General features: G+C 63.4%; 18 protein-coding genes and 1 pseudogene. 10 read left to right on the forward strand and 9 right to left on the reverse strand.

Annotated elements, in window-relative coordinates; translation table 11 throughout:
• The first annotated feature begins 609 nt into the window (after positions 1–609).
• Both AC0L3J_RS09605 and AC0L3J_RS09610 read left to right on the forward strand, forming a co-directional pair.
• The gene (locus tag AC0L3J_RS09605; protein WP_456765369.1) at positions 610–1,449 is read left to right on the forward strand and encodes a formate/nitrite transporter family protein; all 840 of its coding nucleotides are present in this window, start codon (positions 610–612) and stop codon (positions 1,447–1,449) included.
• Positions 1,450–1,505: 56 nt separating this feature from the next.
• Positions 1,506–3,242: a bifunctional protein-serine/threonine kinase/phosphatase gene (locus AC0L3J_RS09610; protein WP_456769680.1), complete on the forward strand. Its 1,737-nt coding sequence runs from the start codon at positions 1,506–1,508 to the stop codon at positions 3,240–3,242.
• A 23-nt stretch (positions 3,243–3,265) separates the two neighbouring features.
• Here the strand turns inward: AC0L3J_RS09610 and AC0L3J_RS09615 are convergent, their stop codons facing one another.
• Positions 3,266–3,940: an NAD(P)-dependent oxidoreductase gene (locus tag AC0L3J_RS09615; protein WP_456765370.1), complete on the reverse strand. Its 675-nt coding sequence runs from the start codon at positions 3,938–3,940 to the stop codon at positions 3,266–3,268.
• Positions 3,941–3,982: 42 nt separating this feature from the next.
• On the reverse strand, positions 3,983–4,852 hold the full coding sequence (locus tag AC0L3J_RS09620; protein WP_456765371.1) for an SDR family oxidoreductase: 870 nt from the start codon (positions 4,850–4,852) through the stop codon (positions 3,983–3,985).
• A 102-nt stretch (positions 4,853–4,954) separates the two neighbouring features.
• Between AC0L3J_RS09620 and AC0L3J_RS09625 the strand changes: the two genes are divergently transcribed.
• Positions 4,955–5,848: a LysR family transcriptional regulator gene (locus AC0L3J_RS09625; protein WP_473346860.1), complete on the forward strand. Its 894-nt coding sequence runs from the start codon at positions 4,955–4,957 to the stop codon at positions 5,846–5,848.
• Positions 5,849–5,879: 31 nt separating this feature from the next.
• Here AC0L3J_RS09625 and AC0L3J_RS09630 read toward each other — a convergent pair whose 3' ends face one another.
• A complete protein-coding gene (locus AC0L3J_RS09630; protein ID WP_456765372.1) occupies positions 5,880–6,797 on the reverse strand; it encodes an intradiol ring-cleavage dioxygenase in 918 nt (305 codons plus the stop codon).
• 171 nt (positions 6,798–6,968) lie between these two features.
• On the opposite strand from AC0L3J_RS09630, the gene AC0L3J_RS09635 reads away from it, so the two are divergent.
• On the forward strand, positions 6,969–8,243 hold the full coding sequence (locus tag AC0L3J_RS09635) for a serine hydrolase domain-containing protein (protein WP_456765373.1): 1,275 nt from the start codon (positions 6,969–6,971) through the stop codon (positions 8,241–8,243).
• A gap of 49 nt (positions 8,244–8,292) precedes the next feature.
• Here the strand turns inward: AC0L3J_RS09635 and AC0L3J_RS09640 are convergent, their stop codons facing one another.
• The 4 genes from AC0L3J_RS09640 to AC0L3J_RS09655 all read right to left on the reverse strand — a co-directional run bounded on the left by AC0L3J_RS09640 (position 8,293) and on the right by AC0L3J_RS09655 (position 11,816).
• Positions 8,293–9,612, reverse strand: coding sequence for a TRAP transporter large permease (locus AC0L3J_RS09640; RefSeq protein ID WP_473346825.1), 1,320 nt, complete (start codon positions 9,610–9,612; stop codon positions 8,293–8,295).
• Positions 9,609–10,124, reverse strand: a complete 516-nt coding sequence (locus AC0L3J_RS09645) for a TRAP transporter small permease (protein ID WP_456765374.1) — start codon at positions 10,122–10,124, stop codon at positions 9,609–9,611. Before AC0L3J_RS09645 ends, AC0L3J_RS09640 begins: the two co-directional genes overlap by 4 nt.
• Positions 10,125–10,208: 84 nt before the next feature.
• On the reverse strand, positions 10,209–11,207 hold the full coding sequence (locus AC0L3J_RS09650; protein WP_456765375.1) for a TRAP transporter substrate-binding protein: 999 nt from the start codon (positions 11,205–11,207) through the stop codon (positions 10,209–10,211).
• Positions 11,208–11,582: 375 nt separating this feature from the next.
• Complete coding sequence (locus tag AC0L3J_RS09655) at positions 11,583–11,816, reverse strand: hypothetical protein (RefSeq protein ID WP_247360044.1); 234 nt, start codon at positions 11,814–11,816, stop codon at positions 11,583–11,585.
• A 138-nt stretch (positions 11,817–11,954) separates the two neighbouring features.
• On the opposite strand from AC0L3J_RS09655, the gene AC0L3J_RS09660 reads away from it, so the two are divergent.
• The 3 genes and pseudogenes from AC0L3J_RS09660 to AC0L3J_RS09670 all read left to right on the forward strand — a co-directional run bounded on the left by AC0L3J_RS09660 (position 11,955) and on the right by AC0L3J_RS09670 (position 15,253).
• A complete protein-coding gene (locus tag AC0L3J_RS09660) occupies positions 11,955–12,299 on the forward strand; it encodes a DUF1236 domain-containing protein (protein ID WP_456765376.1) in 345 nt (114 codons plus the stop codon).
• Positions 12,300–12,646: 347 nt separating this feature from the next.
• A complete protein-coding gene (locus AC0L3J_RS09665; protein WP_456769681.1) occupies positions 12,647–14,104 on the forward strand; it encodes a sensor histidine kinase in 1,458 nt (485 codons plus the stop codon).
• 13 nt (positions 14,105–14,117) lie between these two features.
• Positions 14,118–15,253 (forward strand): annotated as a pseudogene (locus AC0L3J_RS09670) (mandelate racemase/muconate lactonizing enzyme family protein).
• Here the strand turns inward: AC0L3J_RS09670 and AC0L3J_RS09675 are convergent.
• Together AC0L3J_RS09675 and AC0L3J_RS09680 are read right to left on the reverse strand one after the other, a co-directional pair.
• Positions 15,250–15,981: a cytochrome c biogenesis CcdA family protein gene (locus AC0L3J_RS09675; RefSeq protein ID WP_456765378.1), complete on the reverse strand. Its 732-nt coding sequence runs from the start codon at positions 15,979–15,981 to the stop codon at positions 15,250–15,252. The pseudogene AC0L3J_RS09670 and the gene AC0L3J_RS09675 overlap by 4 nt on opposite strands.
• 206 nt (positions 15,982–16,187) lie before the next feature.
• Positions 16,188–16,454, reverse strand: a complete 267-nt coding sequence (locus AC0L3J_RS09680) for a hypothetical protein (RefSeq protein ID WP_007593979.1) — start codon at positions 16,452–16,454, stop codon at positions 16,188–16,190.
• Between the two features lie 520 nt (positions 16,455–16,974).
• On the opposite strand from AC0L3J_RS09680, the gene AC0L3J_RS09685 reads away from it, so the two are divergent.
• The 3 genes from AC0L3J_RS09685 (at position 16,975) to AC0L3J_RS09695 (ending at position 20,144) form a co-directional block, all read left to right on the forward strand.
• Positions 16,975–18,021: a LysR family transcriptional regulator gene (locus AC0L3J_RS09685; protein WP_456765379.1), complete on the forward strand. Its 1,047-nt coding sequence runs from the start codon at positions 16,975–16,977 to the stop codon at positions 18,019–18,021.
• 29 nt (positions 18,022–18,050) lie between these two features.
• Entirely contained in the window at positions 18,051–18,422 is a 372-nt protein-coding gene (locus AC0L3J_RS09690) for a helix-turn-helix domain-containing protein (protein WP_026233304.1), read from the forward strand.
• A gap of 372 nt (positions 18,423–18,794) precedes the next feature.
• Positions 18,795–20,144 carry a L,D-transpeptidase family protein gene (locus AC0L3J_RS09695; protein WP_473346827.1) on the forward strand — a complete coding sequence of 450 codons (1,350 nt, stop codon included), beginning with the start codon at positions 18,795–18,797 and terminating at the stop codon, positions 20,142–20,144.
• The last annotated feature ends 105 nt before the right edge of the window (positions 20,145–20,249 follow it).

Below are 20,249 nucleotides of genomic sequence, written 5' to 3' on the forward strand. Positions count from 1 at the left end.
CCGTCCGGCGACGCCTGAAGCAGCGCATGCGAACGCGCGACGGGGAGACCCCCGTCTGGTGGCGTCGGCAATTCGGATGAGAAGTCTCGCGGGACGGCTTCAATGGCGTCGGCTTGGAACTATTCAAGCTTCATGCCAAGCGTGACGCAGCTGAAAACAAAACGATATCAATAGCTTATGTATGCCGCGCCAGTCTGTCGCAGGTCTGCTCCGCTCGTGAAATTTGCGACCTGCTCAACATTTGTGCGGCGCACAAGAGTTGTGCAGCCGCTTAAGCAACAGGCCACTCGGCCCGCAAAAGCCGAGTCATGAAAAGCTATATGTTATTGATATCGCTCAGTTCTTATGAGCCCAACGCGCGGCACGCAATTTGCATTAAATTTCGCGTCAACGAAGACTGCGGCTCGACCGCAATGCTGCAGCCTCAGGCGGCTGCAGCACGGAAGCTCATCTGCTTCGCGGCCCTCCCGGCTTCATCCTCGTGACGCGATTCCCAGAGCTTCCAAATCTCTCCGGCTTACGCGCGGCAACCAGCCCGCACGGCCAATGATGTTCAGTCGCGCTCACGCAGAGTGTGTCGATCTCACAAGGAAGCAAAAGGAACCATTGATGTCGTATCTCGCGCCTTCGGAATTCGTCACCAAGATGGTGGATGCGGGCGAGTCCAAAGTCTTCATGTCCACCCGCGATACCATCATCCGCGCCTATATGGCCGGCGCCATCCTCGCGCTCGCCGCCTGGTTTGCCGTCACCATCAACGTGAACACGGGGCAGCCGCTGATCGGCGCGCTGCTGTTCCCGGTCGGATTCTCGATGCTCTATTTGTTGGGCTTCGACCTTTTGACCGGCGTGTTCGTGCTGGCGCCGCTGGCGCTGATCGACAAGCGCCCGGGCGTCACCTTCGGCGGCGTGCTGCGGAACTGGGGCCTCGTCTTCGTCGGCAATTTCGCAGGCGCCCTGACGGTGGCCTTCATGATGGCCTTCGTCACGACTTTCGGCTTCACGCAGGATCCGGACAAGGTCGGCACGGCGATCGGCAATATCGGCGAAGGCCGCACGCTCGGCTACGCCGCGCACGGCGCGGCCGGCATGGCGACGCTGTTCATCCGCGGAATGCTCTGCAACTGGATGGTCTCGACCGGCGTCGTCGGCGCCATGATCTCCACCTCGGTCCCCGGCAAGGTCATCGCGATGTGGATGCCGATCCTGGTGTTCTTCTACATGGTGTTCGAACATTCCGTCGTGAACATGTTCCTGTTCCCCTCCGGCCTGATGCTGCACGCGAAGTTTTCGATCATGGACTATCTGATCTGGAACGAGATCCCGACGGTGCTCGGCAATCTCGTCGGCGGCCTCGCCTTCACCGGCATGACCCTCTACGCCACGCACGTCTTGACCCAGCCGAAGCGCCAGGCGGGCAAGGCCACCTCGCCCCGCGTCGCGGCCTGATACGTCTCGACAGGAGAGCCTCGCCCGATCAGGGTGAGGCTCTCCTTTTGCCGGTGATGACGATGACCCGCGGACTTCAGATCTCGGTCGGCCAGCATTCCGACAAGGGTCGCAAGCCCATCAACCAGGATTTTCACGGCGTCCTCGTTCCGGACGAACCGATGCTGAGCCTGAAAGGCATTGCGGCCGTCCTCGCCGACGGCATCTCGAGCAGCACGGTGAGCCAGATCGCCAGCGAGTCGGCGGTCAAGAGCTTCCTGATGGACTATTACTGCACGTCGGAATCCTGGACGGTGAAGACCTCCGCCCGTCGGGTGCTGGACGCGACCAATTCCTGGCTGCACGCGCAGACGCGCAAGAGCCAATATGCCTATGACCGCGACAAGGGTTATGTCTGCACCCTGAGCGCCATGGTCATCAAGGCGACCACCGCGCACATCTTTCACGTCGGCGACTGTCGCGTCTACCGCGTGGCGGGCAAGGCGCTCGAGCAGCTGACCGATGATCACCGGATCATCGTGTCCTCGGAGCAGACCTATCTCGGCCGTGCGCTCGGCATCAATCCGCAGCTCGAGATCGACTATCAGAGTTTCGAGATCGAGACTGGCGACACGTTCCTGCTGGCGACCGACGGCGCCTATGAATTCGTCGACGCGCGTTTCATCACGAGCGCGCTCAGCGAGCATGCAGCCGAGCTCGACGGAGCGGCGAAGGCAATCGTCGAGGAAGCCTACCGGCGCGGCAGCGACGACAACATCACGGTCCAGATCCTCCGCGTCGATGCGGTGCCGCAGCGCGAGCCGGCCGGCATCTTCAACCAGACCACCCAGCTGCCGCTTCCCCCGCTGCCGGAGCCGCGGGCCATCTTCGACGGCTATAGGATCGTCCGCGAAATCCACGCCAGCAGCCGCAGCCACATCTACCTTGCCGTCGACGCGGTGACCGAGGAGCCGGTCGCGCTGAAGCTTCCCTCGATCGATTTGCGCGACAATGCCGCATACCTCAAACGCTTCCTGATGGAGGAGTGGATCGCGCGCCGGATCGACAGCCCGCATGTGCTGAAGCCGTTGTCGCAGTCGAAACGGCGTGGCTATCTCTATGTCGCGACCGAATTCGTCGAAGGTCAGACCTTGCGGCAATGGATGACGGACAATCCACGCCCCGATCTCGAAACCGTCCGCGGACTGGTCGAGCAGATCGCCGCGGGCCTGCGCGCCTTCCATCGCATGGAAATGCTGCATCAGGACCTCAGGCCCGACAACATCCTGATCGACAAGACCGGCACCGCGAAGATCATCGACTTCGGATCGGTCAAGGTGGCAGGCGTCGCGGAGGCGGCCCCGCAGGACGAGACCGACGAAATTCTGGGAACGGTCCAGTACACGGCGCCGGAATATTTTCTTGGGCAAGGCGGCTCGCCGCGCTCCGACATGTTTTCGCTGGCCGTGATCTGCTACCAGATGCTGACGGGAAAGCTGCCCTATGGCACGCAAATCGCGAGGATCCGGCGCAAGGCGGACGTGCGGAGGCTCAAATATCGCCCGGCCGACGACGACAGCAACGTGCCTGCCTGGGTCGACGGCGCGCTCAGACGTGCGCTGCATCCGGATCCCTACAAGCGGCACGAGGATTTGTCTGAATTCGTGTTCGAGCTTCGGACGCCCAATCCGGCCTATCTCGACACGCGGATCACGCCGCTTTTGGAGCGCAGCCCGCTGATGTTCTGGAAATTGACCACGGCGGCGCTCGCCTGCGTCGTCGTGGTCCTGCTTGCGATGTTGCATGCGCGCTGATCAGGAGTGTCGCCACGCAAGCGTCACCACGTGATGAGCGGAGAGCGATGCAGCCAAGTATCGTTGCGCACCTGATCGAGCACGAATGTCGCAACGTCTTCGCGCGCAATGCTGCCGCCATGGAAGCCCGAAAGATCCGTCAGGGCCCGGATCGGCCCGCGCCCGGGCTTGTTGTTCAGGATCGAGGGGCGAACCAGGACCCAGTCCAGCCCGCTCTCCCTGACGATGGCTTCCTGCCGGTCCTTGTCGGCGTACACCTTCTTCAGGAGAAGCGGAAAGAACACGTTGTCGGCGATAAAGCCGCCATGCCCGGCACTGTCGCCGGCGCCCATCCCCGTGATGCAAACCAGCCGCGAGACCTGCTCGGCCTTCATCGCGCTCACGAGCGCGCGCGTCGCGGTCGAGAGAAGCGTCACCTCGCGGAACGGGCTTACCGATGTACCCAGCGCACTGACCACGGCATCACGGCCTTTGAGGGCTTCGCGCAGGGCTGTTTCATCGCGGGCGTCTCCGATGATGAGCTTCGCCCCCGTGATGTCACGTGCCTTCTCAGCGGAACGCACCAGCACGGTGACATCGTAGCCTCGCGCCACCGCCTGGTTGACGATCAGGCGACCGGTGGCACCGGTCGCTCCAAGCACCAATATCTTCGTTGCGCCTTCCGGATTCACCGGAACAGTGGCGGTTGAAGAGATCATGATAGCATTCCTCGTTGTCGTGATGGGGACGTGCCCCTGCCGTCAGGCAGTGGCCGTGATCTCGGAGACGAAGTCGCGATAGGAGCGCAGCGGACGGCCCAACAGCGCGGTCAGCCGCTCGACGTCGCCGGCCTCCGGGACCATTCCCTCAGTGAGGAAACGTTCGCTCATCAGCCGCATGTCATAAGCCATCCAGCTCGGCATGAACTGCCTGAGGCTCTTCTCGAAGCCGGCGGTATCGTCACCGGGATAGGCAATCGTGCGGCCCAGCACCTCCGACCAGACGGCGGCGGCTTTCGCGCCGGTCAGCGTATCAGGGCCGACGAGATTGATGCGCGTGAGCGGAAGCGGCGTTGCGGCGCGCTCACGACGGATGAGCTCGAGGGCCGCGATCTCGCCGATGTCGCGCGCATCGATCATGGCGAGCCCCTTGCTGCCGATCGGCATCGGATAGATTCCGTATCCGCTCACCACGTCCTTGATCGTGACATCGTTGTTCATGAAATAGGCGGGGCGCAGGATGGTGGCGTTGAAGCCCATCTGCTCGATCATCCGCTCGACGCCGAACTTGCCGGCAAAGTGCGGGACGTTGACGTAGCGATCGCTGTGGATCACCGAGAGGTACACGACCCGCTCGACGCCGGCGTCGCGGGCCACGTTGAGCGCGATCAGCGCCTGCGTGAATTCATCCGGCACCACCGCGTTGAGCAGGAACAGGGTCGAGACGCCCTCGAACGCGCTGCGGAGCGCGTCGACGTCGAGCAGGTCGCCCTGCACGACGGTAACGCCTGCCGGGAGGTTTGCCTTGGCAGGCTCGCGGGCGAGAGCACGGACATCGGCGCCGCGCTTGACGAGCTGTTCGACGACGTGGCGGCCGATGGTGCCGGTTGCACCGGTAACGAGGATGGTCATGGGGATCACTCCGGGTTGGGTCAGAAGACATCCGGGAAATTAGTGATCCACAAAAGAACCGATAGCCGCTATATTTGGACAGACTGTCTCACTGGTGGAACAATGGACCTGCTCGCACTCGCCGATTTCAATCTCGTTGCCCGGCACGGCGGGTTCGGACGGGCCGCACGGGCCGCCGGCCGCCCGAAAGCCACCCTGTCCCGGCGGGTCGCCGAGCTGGAGGCCGCCCTCGACCTCCGCCTGTTCGAGCGCGGCGCGCGCACCCTGAAACTCACGCAAGAAGGGCGCGCCCTTTACGAGCGGACGGGAGCCTTGCTCACCGAGCTCGACGAGACGGCGACAGCAATCGCGTCGGGTGGGGACAGGCCGCGGGGGCGCTTGCGGATCAGCGCGCCTATGCTGTTCTCGCAGACTGCGATGGGAAACCTCGCGGCCGGATTCGCGCTCAGATATCCGGAGATCCGTCTTGAGGTCACGACGGAAGATCGCTCCGTCGACATGGTGGAGGAAGGCTATGACCTCGTCATTCGGGTCAATCCCGATCCGGATGACAGCCTTGTCGGACGAATCTTTCTGCGCGATCGGCTGGTGGTGGTGGCGAGCCCGAACCTGAAACGGCCGAGGGAGGGTATCGCTGTGCCGGCTGTCATGCGCGGAGCGGGCGACCGGAAAACAAGCTGGGACGTGACGGTGCCAAGTGGACAATCGCGCATCGCGATTGATCCGGTCCTTCGCCTGTCATCGCTCGTCATGGTCCGCGATGCGGTCCGGGCCGGCGTCGGCGCCGCACGCCTTCCGGTATCACTGGTCAGTCACGACCTGGCTGCCGGCACGCTGGTGCATTGGGGCGACATCGACGGACCGGAGATCGCATTGTGGACGCTCTATCCATCGCGCCGGCTGTTGAGCGCGCGCGTCTCCGCCTTCCTCGACTTCATGAAAGAAGCCTTTCCGATGGGGACGCCTGACGAGCTGGCGGCCTTTATCGGGAGATGAGAGGGCGGCGCGCGCTGCTCGCACCTGACGGTCAGGCGTGCTCCTCCGCCTTTGTCCCCAGCGGCTTCGGCGCCCTGCCGCCGCCGGGCTTGAGGTGAAATTCGTAGCTCATCAGATGCCACTGCCCGTTCGCCTTGCTGCCGTCGGGCATCGCCGCATCCTTGCGCGGCTCGACCTTGGCGACGAGGTCGTCCTTCACGCCGAACACCACGTCGGAATCCAGATATTTGTCGCCGTCCATGAAGACGTGGGTGATCAGCGGCTCGTAGCCCTTGGCATTGACCAGGAAGTGCACATGCGCCGGGCGCATCGGGTGGCGGTTGGTCTGCACGATCATCTCGCCGACCGGGCCGTCGGTCGGGATCGGATAGCTGCACGGCAGGATGGTGCGGAAGAAGAAGCGGCCATCGCTGTCGGTGATGAAGCGCGCCCGCGCCGAGGCGCCGACCTCGTCATAGTTCGGCTTCTGCGAGTCGTAGAAGCCGTCATCGTCAGCGTGCCAGACGTCGACAGGGACATTCGCGAGCGGCTTGCCCTTGAGATCGGTGACACGGCTCTGCACGAACATCCGTTCGCCGGTTTGATTGTTCGGAGAGATGTCGGTGCCGTGCGCCGTCACCTTGTGCTCGCCGACATAGAACGGCCCGAGCACGGTGGTCTGGGTGGCGCCCTCGCGCTCGCGATGGTTGACTGCGTCGACCAGCATAGAGACGCCGAGCACGTCGGACAGGAGGATGAATTCCTGCCGGGTGTCCGTGCATTTCTGGCCGGTGCGGGTCAGGAAATCGATGGCGTATTCCCATTCCGCGAAGGTGACGCCGGTCTTGCTCACGTAATCGTGCAGCGATTTCACCAATTCCTGGAGCAGGAATTTCGCGCGCGGGTCAGGTGTCTGGTCAAAGCTCCGGACGACGGCTTCGGTGAGTTCGGTTTCGTTGAACTGGGTCATGGTGCGTTTGCCTGCGTTTTCTCATTGGCCCGTTGGGGATCTTTTGGGCTGCTTGGAGGCGTTCCAAGGCGAAGCCTACACCAAACAGCCGGCCGGCGTTAAGCGCGACCGGCTTGGAATGAGACCGCCTTTTCGGCTATCAACGGCGGACAAAACTGCTCGGAGGAACTGATGCTCGCCCCCACCCCCGCCTCGCCCGAATCCGTCGGCATGTCCAAGGCGGCGCTCGACCGCGTCGATGCGCATCTGAAGAGCCGGTACATCGATGCCGGCCGCTTCCCGGGCACGCATCTCCTGGTCTATCGCCGTGGCAAGATCGCCCACAGTACGGTGCAGGGTTTTGCCGACGTCGAGCGCAAGCTGCCCGTCAAGGACGACACGATCTATCGCATCTATTCCATGACCAAGCCGCTCACCAGCGTCGCCTTCATGATGCTGGTCGAGCAAGGCCTCGTTGCGATCGATGAGCCCGTCGCCAAGTACATTCCGGAATGGAAGGATCTCGGCGTGTTCGTTGCCGGCACCGCGCCTTCCTTCCTGACCCGGCCGCCGTCGCGGCCGATGCTGATCGTCGACCTCCTGCGCCACACCTCCGGCCTCACCTACGGTTTCCAGCAGCGCTCGAACGTCGATGCCGCCTATCGCGCTGAAAAGATCGGCGAGGTCGAGAAATCCGGCACGCTCCAGACCATGATCGAGAGCCTTGCCAAAATCCCGCTGGAGTTCTCGCCGGGCGAGGCCTGGAACTACTCGGTTTCGACCGACGTGCTCGGCTACCTCGTCGGCAAGATCTCCGGCGTACCCTTCGAGCAGTTCCTGAAACAACGCATTCTCGATCCACTCGGCATGACCGACACCGATTTCCACGTGCCGGCTTCCAAGGCCCACCGGTTCGCCGCCTGTTACTCGGCCGACCCGGGTGGCGGCATGACCTTCCATGCCGGCCAGCGTCGCGAGGGCCTGACCTTGCAGGATGATCCGACCAAGAGCTCGTTCCTGTCACCGCCGTCCCTGATCTCGGGCGGCGGCGGGCTGTGCTCGACGACGGCCGACTATCTCACCTTCTGCCGCGCGCTGCTCAACGGCGGCGAGCTCGGCGGCGTCAGGCTGATCGGGCCGAAGACACTGGCACTGATGACGGCCAACCACATTCCGGGTGGACGCGCGCTGCCGGAAGTGTCGCGCTCGTTGTTTGCGGAAGCTGCCTATAACGGCATCGGCTTCGGCCTCGGCTTCGCCGTGACCATGCGCCCGGCCGAGACATTGGTCGCCGGCAGCCCCGGTGAATACAATTGGGGCGGCGCGGCCACGACGTCGTTCTGGATCGACCCGGCCGAAGAACTGATCACCATCTTCATGACGCAGGTGCTGCCGTCGAGCGCCTACCCGCTCCGGCGCGAGCTGCGCAGCATGGTCTACGCCGCGATCACCGAGAGCAATCTCTAGACAAAATGCACCGATCCCGCGGCATCAGAGCCGCGGGATCAAGCCCCGCTCATTTCAACATCTCCGGCACGATCAGGCGCGGCAGGAACAGGGAAACGCTGGGCCAAATGATGAGTGCCGCCAGCACGAGCAGCATGGGGATCAGCATGATCACCGTGTCCTTCAGCGCATAGCGCAGCCGCACCCCGGCGATCGAGCAGGCGATCATCAAGCACAGGCCATAAGGGGGCGTCACCAACCCGAAGGCCAGCGAGACGATCGAGATGATCGCAAACTGCACCGGATGAAGGTCAACCGATTTCGCCAGCGGTTCGAGAACGGTACCGACGATGATGATCGCCGGAATGGCGTCGAGGAAGCAGCCCACCACCAGAAAGCAGAGCGCAATGAAGAAGCCGGCCCCGATCGCGCCCATGCCCCAGGTCGAGACGTTGGCCAGCAGCTCCTGCGGGATCCTGTAGTAGGCCAGCAGCCAGCCGAACGCGCTCGCGGTGCCCACGCAGAACAGCGCGACACCCGCGAGACGGCCGGTGTCGAGCAAAGCCTTGTAGAGTTCGCGCGCGCCGGTTTCACGGTAAAAGAATGTCGATAGCGCCACGGAATAAAGCACCGCGACGCAGGCGGACTCCGTTGCGGTGAACCACCCCAGCAGGATGCCGCCGACGATGATGAACGGCGTCAGCAGCGCCGGTATCGAGCGCCAGATGGCGCAGCACATCTCCCTCCAGGTGTCCTTCGGATAGGTCGGGTAACCTCGTCGCACGGCATAGATATGCACTGTCGCCATCTGCGCTCCCGCGATCAGCAATCCCGGCACGATGCCCGCGAGATACATCGCGGCGATCGAGGTCGAGATCAGCCCGCCCCACACGATCATCAGGATCGAGGGCGGGATGATGACGGCGAGCACGGCCGAGACCGCGGTGATGGCGATGGAGAACGAGAGGTCGTAACCCTCCTTGGTCTGGGCATCGATGAAGATCTTGGACTGGCTCGCCGCGTCCGCGGTGGAGGAGCCGGAGATGCCGGCAAAGAACACCGACAGCACGACGTTGATCTGCGCCAGCGACCCCGGCCAGTGCCCCACCATCGAGCGGGACAGCGCGACCAGCCGGTCGGTGATGCCGCCGATGCTCATCAAATTGGCGGTGAGCAGGAAGAACGGTACCGCCAACAGGATGAACGAATTGTAGGCGTTGAAGGTTTCCTGCGCGAGCGTCATCAGCGACAGATGCGGCTCGATCAGCAGGATCGGCACGCAGGCAAGGCCAAGCGCGAAGGCGACCGGCACGCGTATGATGAGCAGGCCAACGAAAGTCCCGAACAGGACCATCGCGGCCTGTCCGGCAGAAAGAACATTACCGCTCATTGATTGGCCCCAACCAGAATCCGCATCTCGTCGACAATCTGTTCACCGGCGAACACGATCCAGGTCACGCCGGCAACCGGCCAGGCGACGTGGATCAGCCAAAGCGGCAGGTCGGCCAGCTCCGAAGTCCTGTTCCAGGCAAAGCGGGTGAACTCGATGCCGGCGGATACGAACACCAGCGCCAACGCCAGCACGCCGAGCCGCGCAAGAATCCGCACCATGGCTTCGCTTCGGCGTGACAGGTCAGGCCAGACGTCGACTTCAAAATGCTGCGACTCTCTGATGCCGACCATGGCGCCGATCATGATCGTCCAGATGAACATGAACCGTGCCATTTCCTCGGTCCAGATGTAGGACGGAATCAAAGGCGTGTAGCGCGAGATGATCTGCAACGTGACCGGAATGACCAGAAGGCCGACAGAGGCGGCGAGCAGGATTTCCAGCAGTTTTGCATAGGCCGCCGTTGCTCGGCGCCATGGCGACGGGTTCGGTGGCATCGATATTTCGGTCATTACGACTCCGGGGGATCACAATCACGCAATGGGGCAAGCCGTCCGGCTTGCCCCGACGTCCTGTCGCGTGGGCGGCGAGAGTTCTCAGACCACGTTGATCTTCTCGAAAATGCCTTCCGCGCCGATTTCCTTGGCGTAGGTGGCCATCACGGGGTCGGCGAGCTTCTTCATGGCGTCCCGCTCCTCGAAGGGAACGCGCTTGAGCTTGCCGGCCTTCTCCAGCGTGTCGAGCTTGACGACCTCTTCGCTCGACTCCAGTTGACGACCATAGTCGCCGGCCTCCTTGCCGGCCTTCATGATCGCGTCCTGCAAGTCCTTGGGCAAGGTCTTCAGCGTCTTCACCGAGAAGCAGATCGGCCGTATCGACACAGCGTGCTGGGTCAGGTTGAGATGCGGAGCCACTTCGTAGAACTTCATCGCCTCGACGCCGGCCGCCTCGTTCTCGCCGGCCGCTATCACGCCGTTCTGGATCGCGTTGTAGATTTCGTTATAGGCGATCACCGTCGGGCTCATGCCCACGGCCGCAAAGGTCTTGGACCAGATCGGCGCGCCCTGTACGCGCACCTTGAGTCCCCTAAGGTCGGCAAGAGTCTTGAGCGGCTTGTTGGCGAAGATGTTGCGGATGCCACCGCCGGAATAGCCGATCAGAACGACCTCGGCCTTGGCCGCGACTTCGTCGGCGATCGGCGCCAGGATATTGGCTTCGACGACCTTGTTCATGTGCTCGATGCCCTTGAACACGAAGGGCGCGTCGATGAACGGGGCCGCCTTGGCGAAGGTCGACATGTGAGCCGGCGAGACGATGCCGTAATCGACGGCCTTGCCCTGCGACATGTACTCGAAATACTGCTTTTCGAGGCCGAGCGAGGAGTTCCTGTGCAGCGTGAAGTTGACAGGCTTGCCGTAGTACTTCTTGACCAGCTCTTCGAACCGGAGCAGGGCCCTGTTGAAAGCGTGGTCGTCGTTGAACTGGACCGCGCCGTTCAGCGTGATCGGCGACTGCGCCCGGACGATCGACGGCATGCCAATCGCGGCCGCCGCAGTGGTCGCGCTGATCCCAGCGAGAAATGATCTTCGCTTCATCGTCTCCCCTCCCTTTTTGATGCTCCGGCCCTGTCGCCGGGCCGTGAGCGCAGCCGGTATGCGGCTTGCGAGAGGGAAGCGTATGGAAAACGTCGCCGGGACGGAAGTCATTTCGCGTGCGTGGGAGGTCCTCTTCGTCGCAGGGCCACCCTTTTTTCTTTTCGCGAACTGCTGCACTGCAACTTGCTGCGCGGCAACTGGGGGCCTTCGACCCTCGCAGGCGACAGACGGCTTGCGGGCCTGTGCGCTGCACACACAGACCCGCTCGCCTTCCACTGCCGCTCAGTGCATGTGGCCGATCAGGTAAATGCCGCCGCCGATCACCAGCACGGCCGGCACGGCCCAGAGAATCAGAACTGGCATTTGTCATCCTCCTCAGTTCGACGTGCAGACCTTGACGGTCTTCATGCCGGTTTCAGCCTCGGTGCGCGACTTGTAGATCGTGCCTGACGGGCTGACGACGGTCATGGACGTGTCGGTCGGCTTCTTGTCGACGATCGTGCACTTCTTGGTCTTGACGTCCTGCACGACGTAGAACTCGTCGGCGGCGAACGCCGGCAGGGATATTGCGGCAAGCATCAGTGCTGCAGTTACTATCTTCAACTTCATTTGTCGTCCTCCTCCAGAGCCCGAGCCGTTCAGCCCGGTCAACTACAAACGGGAAAAAGCGGCAATTTGTTCCCTGAGCCGGGAACGCAGTCAGTGATGAGGGGTTGTTGCGGCGCATATTCAAACGAGGAGAACGAGATGAAGAAGTTGTTCCTGCTTTCCGCCGCCGCGGTCCTGATGTCGACCAGTGCTTTCGCGCAATCGACCGTCGTGACGACGACCGGGACCGGCCACGCGGCGGCCGTTCAGATCGAGCCGCAATACCGAACCAAGATCAAATCCTACGTCACCGAGCACCGCATTCGCCCGGTGACGACGAAGGAAAAGATCGTTGTTGGCGCGGCCGTGCCGGGCGATGTCGAGCTCGAGGCCGTTCCCGCAGACTGGGGTCCGTCGCTGACCAAGTATCGCTACGTCTACTCCGGCGATCGCGTGATGCTCGTGGATCCCGGCTCGCGCACGGTCGTTCAGGAAATTGATTGATCCAGGTGTAAGGGGGGCCGCCTCGAAGGCGGCCTCCCTCTCTGGGAGTTGACGTTATGAAATCATATCGAGAGGCCCGGATCGCCGGGCTCAGCCTGGCGGCCGTGTACGCCATGTGCCTGCTGCTGACCGCAATCAGCATGAGCTGAGGCGCAGCCGCCGACTGCGCTGCAAATCTTGTCCCTGGGCGGGCTCGTCCGGACGCGAAAATTATGGCGCGGCGCAAATCCCGCCCTTATGGTCTCCCAAAATCATAAATCCGGCGCTCCCTTGCGCTGGAACCGGGACGCCTGCGTTTGTCAAAGCTCACTTTGCCGGTCCGGCTCGCTCTTCTGGTCACGGGAACGATGTTGCCGCTGATCGTCTTCGCGGTCGGTATTGCCGTTTACAATTACAAGCAGGACCGCAACGACGCGACCCGCCGCGTGCTGGAGAACGTGCGCAGCATGCGCCTCGTGCTGGATTCCGAGGTGCAGCGGATGACCGGCGGCCTGCAAGTGCTTGCGCTGACGAATTCGCTGCGCAACGACGACTTCCAGAACTTCCGCCGCATCGCCCTCGGCTTCGTGGACCAGTACGGCAAGGGCGGCCTGGTGCTGATCTCCGATCGCAAGGGCCGACTGTTGTTCTCCTCCGCGACGGACGACACCGCCAGCCTGCAGCCACGCGGCCACCTGGAGATCATCGAAAAGGTGTTTGCGACCAAGTCGCCGCAGTATTCCGACCTGTTCACCGGCGCGATCAACAGCCGGCAGGTGCTCACGGTCGAGGTTCCGGTGCTCCGCGACGGCGAAGTGATCTACGACCTCTGCTTCAGCCCGCCGGTCAGCATCTTTCAGGATCTGGTCGAGAAGCAACGGCCCGACCGGGAGTGGACGGTTTCCCTGCTCGACACCAGGGCCATCGTGTTCGCGCGCACGCCGAACCCTACGGAGACGTTCGGCAAACGGGCTACCGGCACACTGTATGAGAGTATGTTGCGCACGCCGGAGGCCGCGCTCTCGACGGTTTCGCTCGACGGTATTGCGTTGTCCACCGTCTATACGAGGTCGCGGCTCACCGGCTGGACCATCGTGGCCGGCGTCGCCGAGAGCTCGCTGATCGCGCCGCTCTGGCGCAACATCGCGATCACCAGTTTTATCGGCGGCATCCTGCTGCTGACCGGCCTGACCTTCGCGGTCAGGATGGCGACCACGATCGCGCGCGGCGAAATGCTGCACGATCTCCTGATCGACGAACTCAACCATCGCGTCAAGAACACGCTCGCCTTGATGCAGGCGATCGCGGTGCAGACCTTCCGCAGCGCCAGCCGGGACGAGCGGACGAAGTTCGAGGGTCGGCTCGGCGCGCTGGCCGAGGCGCATAATTTGCTCAGCCAGGAGAAATGGGCAGGCTCCGAGCTACGGGACGTGATCACCCGCGCGCTCCAGCCGTTCCTGCTGAACAATCCAGAGCGCATCCGCATGGCCGGACCCGCGGTGCCGCTGTCGCCGCGGCTCGCCGTGGTGCTGTCTATGATCGTGCACGAGATCGCCACCAACGCTGCAAAATACGGTGCGCTGTCCAACGAGACCGGCCGGGTGACGCTGGAGTGGGAGGTCCTTGCCGAGGCGCCGAAGCCGCGGCTGCGCCTGATCTGGACCGAGATCGGCGGACCGCCGGTGACGGCGCCGGTGCAACGCGGCTTCGGCTCGCGCCTGATCGAGCGCAGCGCGCGCGACCAGCTCGGCGGCGAGGCCACGGTCGACTTCCTGCCCCGCGGCGTGGTCTGCACGGTGATTTGCGCGCTGGACGAGGCGCGATGAACGGAGGCCGGCCATGAAGATCACAAGGGTTCGCACGCACATTCTCGAAGCAAAGCTGTCGCAGCCCTTTGCCTATTCGCGCGCCTGGTACGACACGCGCACCGCGATGCTGGTCGAGATCGAGACCGACAATGGTCTTGTCGGATGGGGTGAATGCTACGGCCCGGCGCGCATCACGGCGGCGGTGGTGCAGAGTATCGCTCCGTGGCTGATCGGCGAGGATCCATTGAGCACCGACGTGCTGTGGCAGATGGTCTACGCGCGCCTGCGGGATCACGGCCAGAAGGGCGTCGTGATCCAGGGGCTGAGCGGCATCGACATCGCGTTATGGGACATCAAGGGCAAGCATTTTGGCGTGCCCGTGCACCAGCTTCTCGGCGGCGCCGCGCGCAAGGAGGTTGCGGCCTATGCGACCGGTCTCTACCGGCGCGAGTCAGGCGATCCGCTGACCTATCTGCCGGAGGAAGCTGCGGGTTATGCCGTCGAAGGATTCCGCGCCGTGAAGCTGAAGGTCGGTTTCGGCATCGCCGAGGATGCCGCGGTCACCCGCGCGGTGCGCGAGGCGATCGGCCCGATGTCGCGCTGATGGTCGATGCGAACCACGCCTATGACGCTGTCGCGGCGATCCGGCTCGGCCGCCTGATCGAGCGCCATGACATCGGATGGTTCGAGGAGCCGGTGCCGCCGGAGGACGTCGCGGGCTATCGCGCGGTGAAATCCGCGCTCACGATTCCGGTCGCCGGCGGCGAGTGCGAATTCACGCGCTTCGGCTTCCGCGATTTGTTCGCCGCGCATGCGCTCGACATCGCCCAGCCCGACACCTGCGCGGCGGGTGGTCTTTCCGAATGCAAGAAGATCGCCGACATGAGCGAGGCGTTCGGCATCCGCTACAATCCGCACGTCTGGGGCACTGGGATTGCGATCGCGGCCTCGCTTCAGCTCCTCGCGGTGCTGCCGTCGCACACGCCGACCTCGCTGGCCCCGCTCGAACCGATGCTTGAGTTCGACCGCACCGAACATCCGATCCGGCAGGCGATCCTCAAACAACCGATCGAGCACAAGAACGGCATCGTGCAGGTGCCAGATAGTCCAGGTCTCGGGATCGAGATCGATCGCGAGGCGCTGGCGCGGTTTGCGGCGGAGGCCTAACCGATCGTCTGCAACGCCGGAAACGTCTCCAGCAGCCAGATGCTCACATTCGAGACCGCGCCGGTGAGGAAGCCGATGCCGGTGATCACCATCAGGACGCCCATGGCGCGCTCGACATTGACGAGATGGCCCTTCATGCGCGCGAACAGGGTCGAAAATTGCTCGATCATGAGAGCGGCGATCAGGAAGGGGATGCCGAGGCCGGCCGAATAGACCGCGAGCAGGCCGGCGCCTTTCGTCACCGTCGCTTCGGCGGCGGCGACCGAGAGGATCGCGGCGAGGATCGGGCCGATGCAGGGCGTCCAGCCAAAGGCAAAGGCGAGCCCCATCACATAAGCACCCCAGAGGCCGACGGGCTTGGGCGCGGTCAAGCGTCCCTCGCGCATCAAGATGCCGATACGCGTCAGGCCGAGGAAATGCAGGCCCATGACGATGATGACGATGCCGGCGAGGATCGAGAGTTCGGCCGACCAGGCGCGGATCAGCCCGCCGATCAGCGAGGCGCTGGCGCCGAGCGCCACGAACACCGTGGAGAAGCCGAGCACGAACAGGAGCGCCGACATCATGATCGCGCGTTTCGAGACTGATGCGGGCTCGTTGCTTTCGACATGCTCGATCGTCGCGCCCGTCAGATAGATCAGGTAGGGCGGGACCAGCGGCAGGACGCAAGGGGAGAGGAAGCTGACGAGGCCGGCAATCAGCGCCGCCGGGATCGAAACATTTTGCATGATGCAGTCGGAGCCATCTCAGGCGCCGGCGCGGCGCGCGGGGAGTGCGCGCGGCCCGGAGCCGAACCGGCTCTGGTGTAGCCGATGCCAGCGAATGCGCAACAGAGGCGCACAAAACCAGGGCTCCTCCCGATGCCGTCTGTGATCACAGATGCGGCATCGGGACACGCACAAATCTCGCCAAAAAGCGAGACTTGGCGGCGCGGCTACTTCACCACGCGGAGCAGCGGACGCCGGGGCTGGTCCTGCGTCTGCTTGGAGGGGGGCTGCGGTTCGTTGGTCGCGGTCCGCAGCATTTCGTCGCACAGTGCCTTGAGGTCGGCACTGTCAATTCCTTTGAGTTTCATCCGCACGTCCAGGATGACAATGGACAGCAGCTCGGCCGACTCGCGGCTGTTGCTCTCGTTGAGCACCCTGCGGCACTCTTCGAGCGTTTCCAGCACCGACTGCAACTGTTCGTCTGAATGCGACACCGGCGTTCTTCCCGCTAATTCGGCCTGTGAGACGTGGTTGTGACGACCTCTTTGGCCCCCATGGAGCGTCGAGGATAACACGAGGCCGCTGCGCCCCCGAATATGATTTCAGTGTGTTGATGCCTAGAAACCGGGGTTCCGGCGAGCATTGCTTCGCGTCGCGGGCCAGCGTCGACTCGCTCAGTCGCAAAACGCTCAATCTTAAAACGCTCAATCTTAAAACGCCTAGCGTGCAGCAATTGATCCATCGCAGAAGGCGGCACCGGCTCTTGCGCAAGGACGTTCATTGCGGACAGCGCCGACGATCCCGCAGCCATGTCACGGCCCACAACGGAACTCACGCCACACCCCTCATACGGGCGATGGTTTGCCCGATTCCCAGCCCTTGTTCCCGCCCTGGCAGCACCCGAATACCACCTGCGGCGTAGTAAGGATGACGTTCAAAACTCGTCATTCCCCAACCCGCCGTGGTTGTGGTTTGCCCCAGATTCTGCCAGTTTAGCGACCCGAAGGGACTTGTATGCACTCCTTGGCGGAAAGGGGCGTTCCTCTGGAGGAACGCCCAAAGACAAACATCAGCGGCCTGTCGGACTGGGATGCGGCGCGCATTTTCCTGGAAGTCGTCCGATGCGGAAGTTTCCGCTCGGCGGCCGAGCGCCTGTCGCTGTCGATCAACGCCGTCCGCCGCCGGATCGATGATTTCGAACGCCAGACCGGCACCACCCTGTTCACCCGCGACGTCCACGGCACCCGCCTGACCGACGAAGGCGCGCTGGTGGTCTCCGCCGTCGAGCAAATGGAGGCGGCCGCGTTCGACGTGCTGCGCACCAGCGATTCGACGACGAACGCCCTGGCCGGCGAGGTCCGCGTCGCCATCACCGAGGGACTTGGCACATTCTGGCTCGCCCCGCGACTGGTCGAATTCCAGCAGGCGTATCCGAAGATCCTGGTCGATTTGCATTGCGCGATGCGTTCGGCCGACGTCTCTCGCCACGAGGCCGACGTCGCCATTCACCTGTCGCGGCCTGCGGCGCTCGACGTCAAGCTGGTGCGGCTCGGCCGCATGCATCTGATGTTCTGGGCCTCCGAGAAATACATTTCGAAATATGGCGCGCCGCGTTCGGCGATGGAGTTGATCAAGCATCGCCTGGTGCTGCAGTTCGCCGACCAGCTCGATGCCAAGCAAACTTTCGAGAGCTTCTTCCCCGGCGTTCCGGAGCGTGACCTGCTGGTCATGAAGACCAACGTCTCGAGCGCCAATTACTGGGCGGTCGCGAATGGTGCCGGAATCGGCGTATTCCCGAGCTACGCCGTTGCGCTTGGCGGGAGGTTGATTCCACTGGAAGTCGAGCTGAACAGATCGCTGGATATCTGGTTGTCCTACCATCCTGGTAGCGGCCGGATTCCGCGCGTGCGGCACATGATTGACTGGCTGATCGAAGCCTTCAATCCGGCGCGTTTCCCGTGGTTTAAGGAAGAGTTCGTGCACCCGCATGAATTCAAGGACGAGTATATGGGCGAACCCCTGACCCAGCTCTTCGGGGGGTTTTCAACCGAAGACCGATGAGAAAAAAGATGAAGACAGCGGCGAAGAGAATGAAGCAGCGCAGTGCCGGCAAGCCGGACATTGAGCTGGGCAAGCGAATCCGTCTGCGGCGCGTCGAGATGAAGGTCTCGCAGGCCGAGCTCGGCGAGAAGCTCGGCGTCAGTTTCCAGCAGGTCCAGAAGTACGAGAAGGGCGTCAATCGCGTCGGCGCGGCCCGGCTTCAGCAGATCGCCACCGCCCTCGATGTGCCCGTGACCTTCTTCTATGACGGCGACAACAAGGCACGCGAAGTCGAGAGCCTGCTCTTCCTGGACTCGGCCTTCAGCCTCCGCCTGCTGCGCGCCTACAGCAAGATCAAGGACCAGACGGTGCAGCGTCAGCTCGTCTCGCTGATGGAATCGATCGCAGCGAACGAAGCCTGAGCCGATCGGCTTTCGCGCCTTTCCGCCCGATGTTCAATCCGCCGCGTCACGGGGCGCGGCTGGATTGGACGAGCCCGGACGAGATATATCCGGCCCGCGCTTGCGCGGACTTCTCGGGGCGGCATGACCGCCCCTTTTTGTTGACCATTTTTCCCGCCGTCGCCCGCGGTTTTCGCGAACCCATTCCGGCCCTGTCGCGACCCAATCCAGAGACCGCCGTCCGACGTGCCGGGCTCGCGGATCAGCCGTGCTTAAGGGAGCCGCAACCGGGAGGCGCTAGCCTCCCGCCGATTCTCGAATCAGCACGACGAACCGGGAATTTCCGATGCGAAGCGCCCGCCCGGGCCTCGCTCTCAGGGGAAGATGGGACACATGTCGAAACGCCATGCGATGATCATTGCCGTCGGCATGCTTGCGAGCGCCTCTGCGCTTGCTCAGACCGAGACCATTGGACAGGCCGGGCCCAAGCCGGCGACTGCGGCCGGCACGGTGCCGGCCGCCGCCAATCCGGCCCACGCAGCCGCACCGAAAACTGCCGCGCCAGCGTCCGCTTCGACGGCAGAGAGCCGCTCGGCCGCGGCGCTCGCGCTGACGCACGAGCCGACCTATGACGAGGGCTCCGCCCAGCGCATCAAGGATGCGGCGCTGAGCTATTCCGATTTGGCCGTGCGCGGCGGCTGGCCGGCGATCCCGGCCGACGCGAAATTCGCGCCCGGCGCCGAGGGCGCCAACGACGATCTCCTGCGCAAGCGGCTGATCGTCTCCGGCGATCTTTCCGCCGACAAGGCGAGCGGCGCCTTCGACCAGGATCTCGCCGACGCCGTGAAACGCTTCCAGGCCCGCCACGGCCTCGCGCCGACCGGAACGATGACGCCGCGCACGATTGCGGCGATGAACGTGCCGGTGCAGAAGCGCATCCGGCAGCTGGAGGCTTCGCTCCAGCGGCTTGAGAACATGAATTTCGGCTTCGGCCAGCGCTACGTCGTGGTCAACATCCCCGCCGCCTTCGCCGAAGCGGTCGAGAACGACGTCGTGGTGCGGCGCTATCGCGTGATCGTCGGCAAGACCGAAAAGCCCTCCCCGACGCTAACGACCCAGATCAGCAGCGTCGTCCTCAATCCGACCTGGACGGTGCCCTCCTCGATCGCCAAGACCGAGATCTCCGCGCATATGCGCAAGGATCCCACCTATCTGTCGCGCATGCACATGGAGGTGCTCGACGCCCACGACAATCCGATCGACCCGAATTCGGTCGACTGGTCGGGCACGCACACGCCGAATTTCACCGTGCGCCAGCACAACGGCACGTTCAACGCGCTTGGCGCGGTCAAGATCGACATGCCGAATTCCTATTCGGTCTACATGCACGACACCAACCAGCGCAATCTGTTCAGCGATGATTACCGCTTCGATTCCCATGGCTGCTCGCGCGTCGACAATGTGCGCGATCTCGCCGCCTGGCTCTTGAAGGACCAGCCGAAATGGAGGCGCGCCGCGATCGATGCGGAAATCGCCAGCGGCCAGCATCTCGAGGTCGCCATGGCGAAGAAGGTGCCGGTGGCCTGGATCTACCTCACGGCGTGGATGACCAAAGACCAGACCGTCCAGTTCCGCAACGACGTCTATAACCAGGACGAGCAGCTGCTGGAGGCGACCGCCGAAGAGGCGGCCTTCTTCAGCAATGCCGGCAGTCATCCGCTGACCGCGCATATGACGAGATAGATGGCGCCATGCAATCGCGGCACAGGTGACTGCAAAGCCACGTCCGTTGCCGCGGTTGACCCTGGCCTCGCCCCGGCCGAACATTGCGCCTCGCCAACGAGAATG

Source organism: Bradyrhizobium sp. Kon37 (assembly GCF_055807535.1).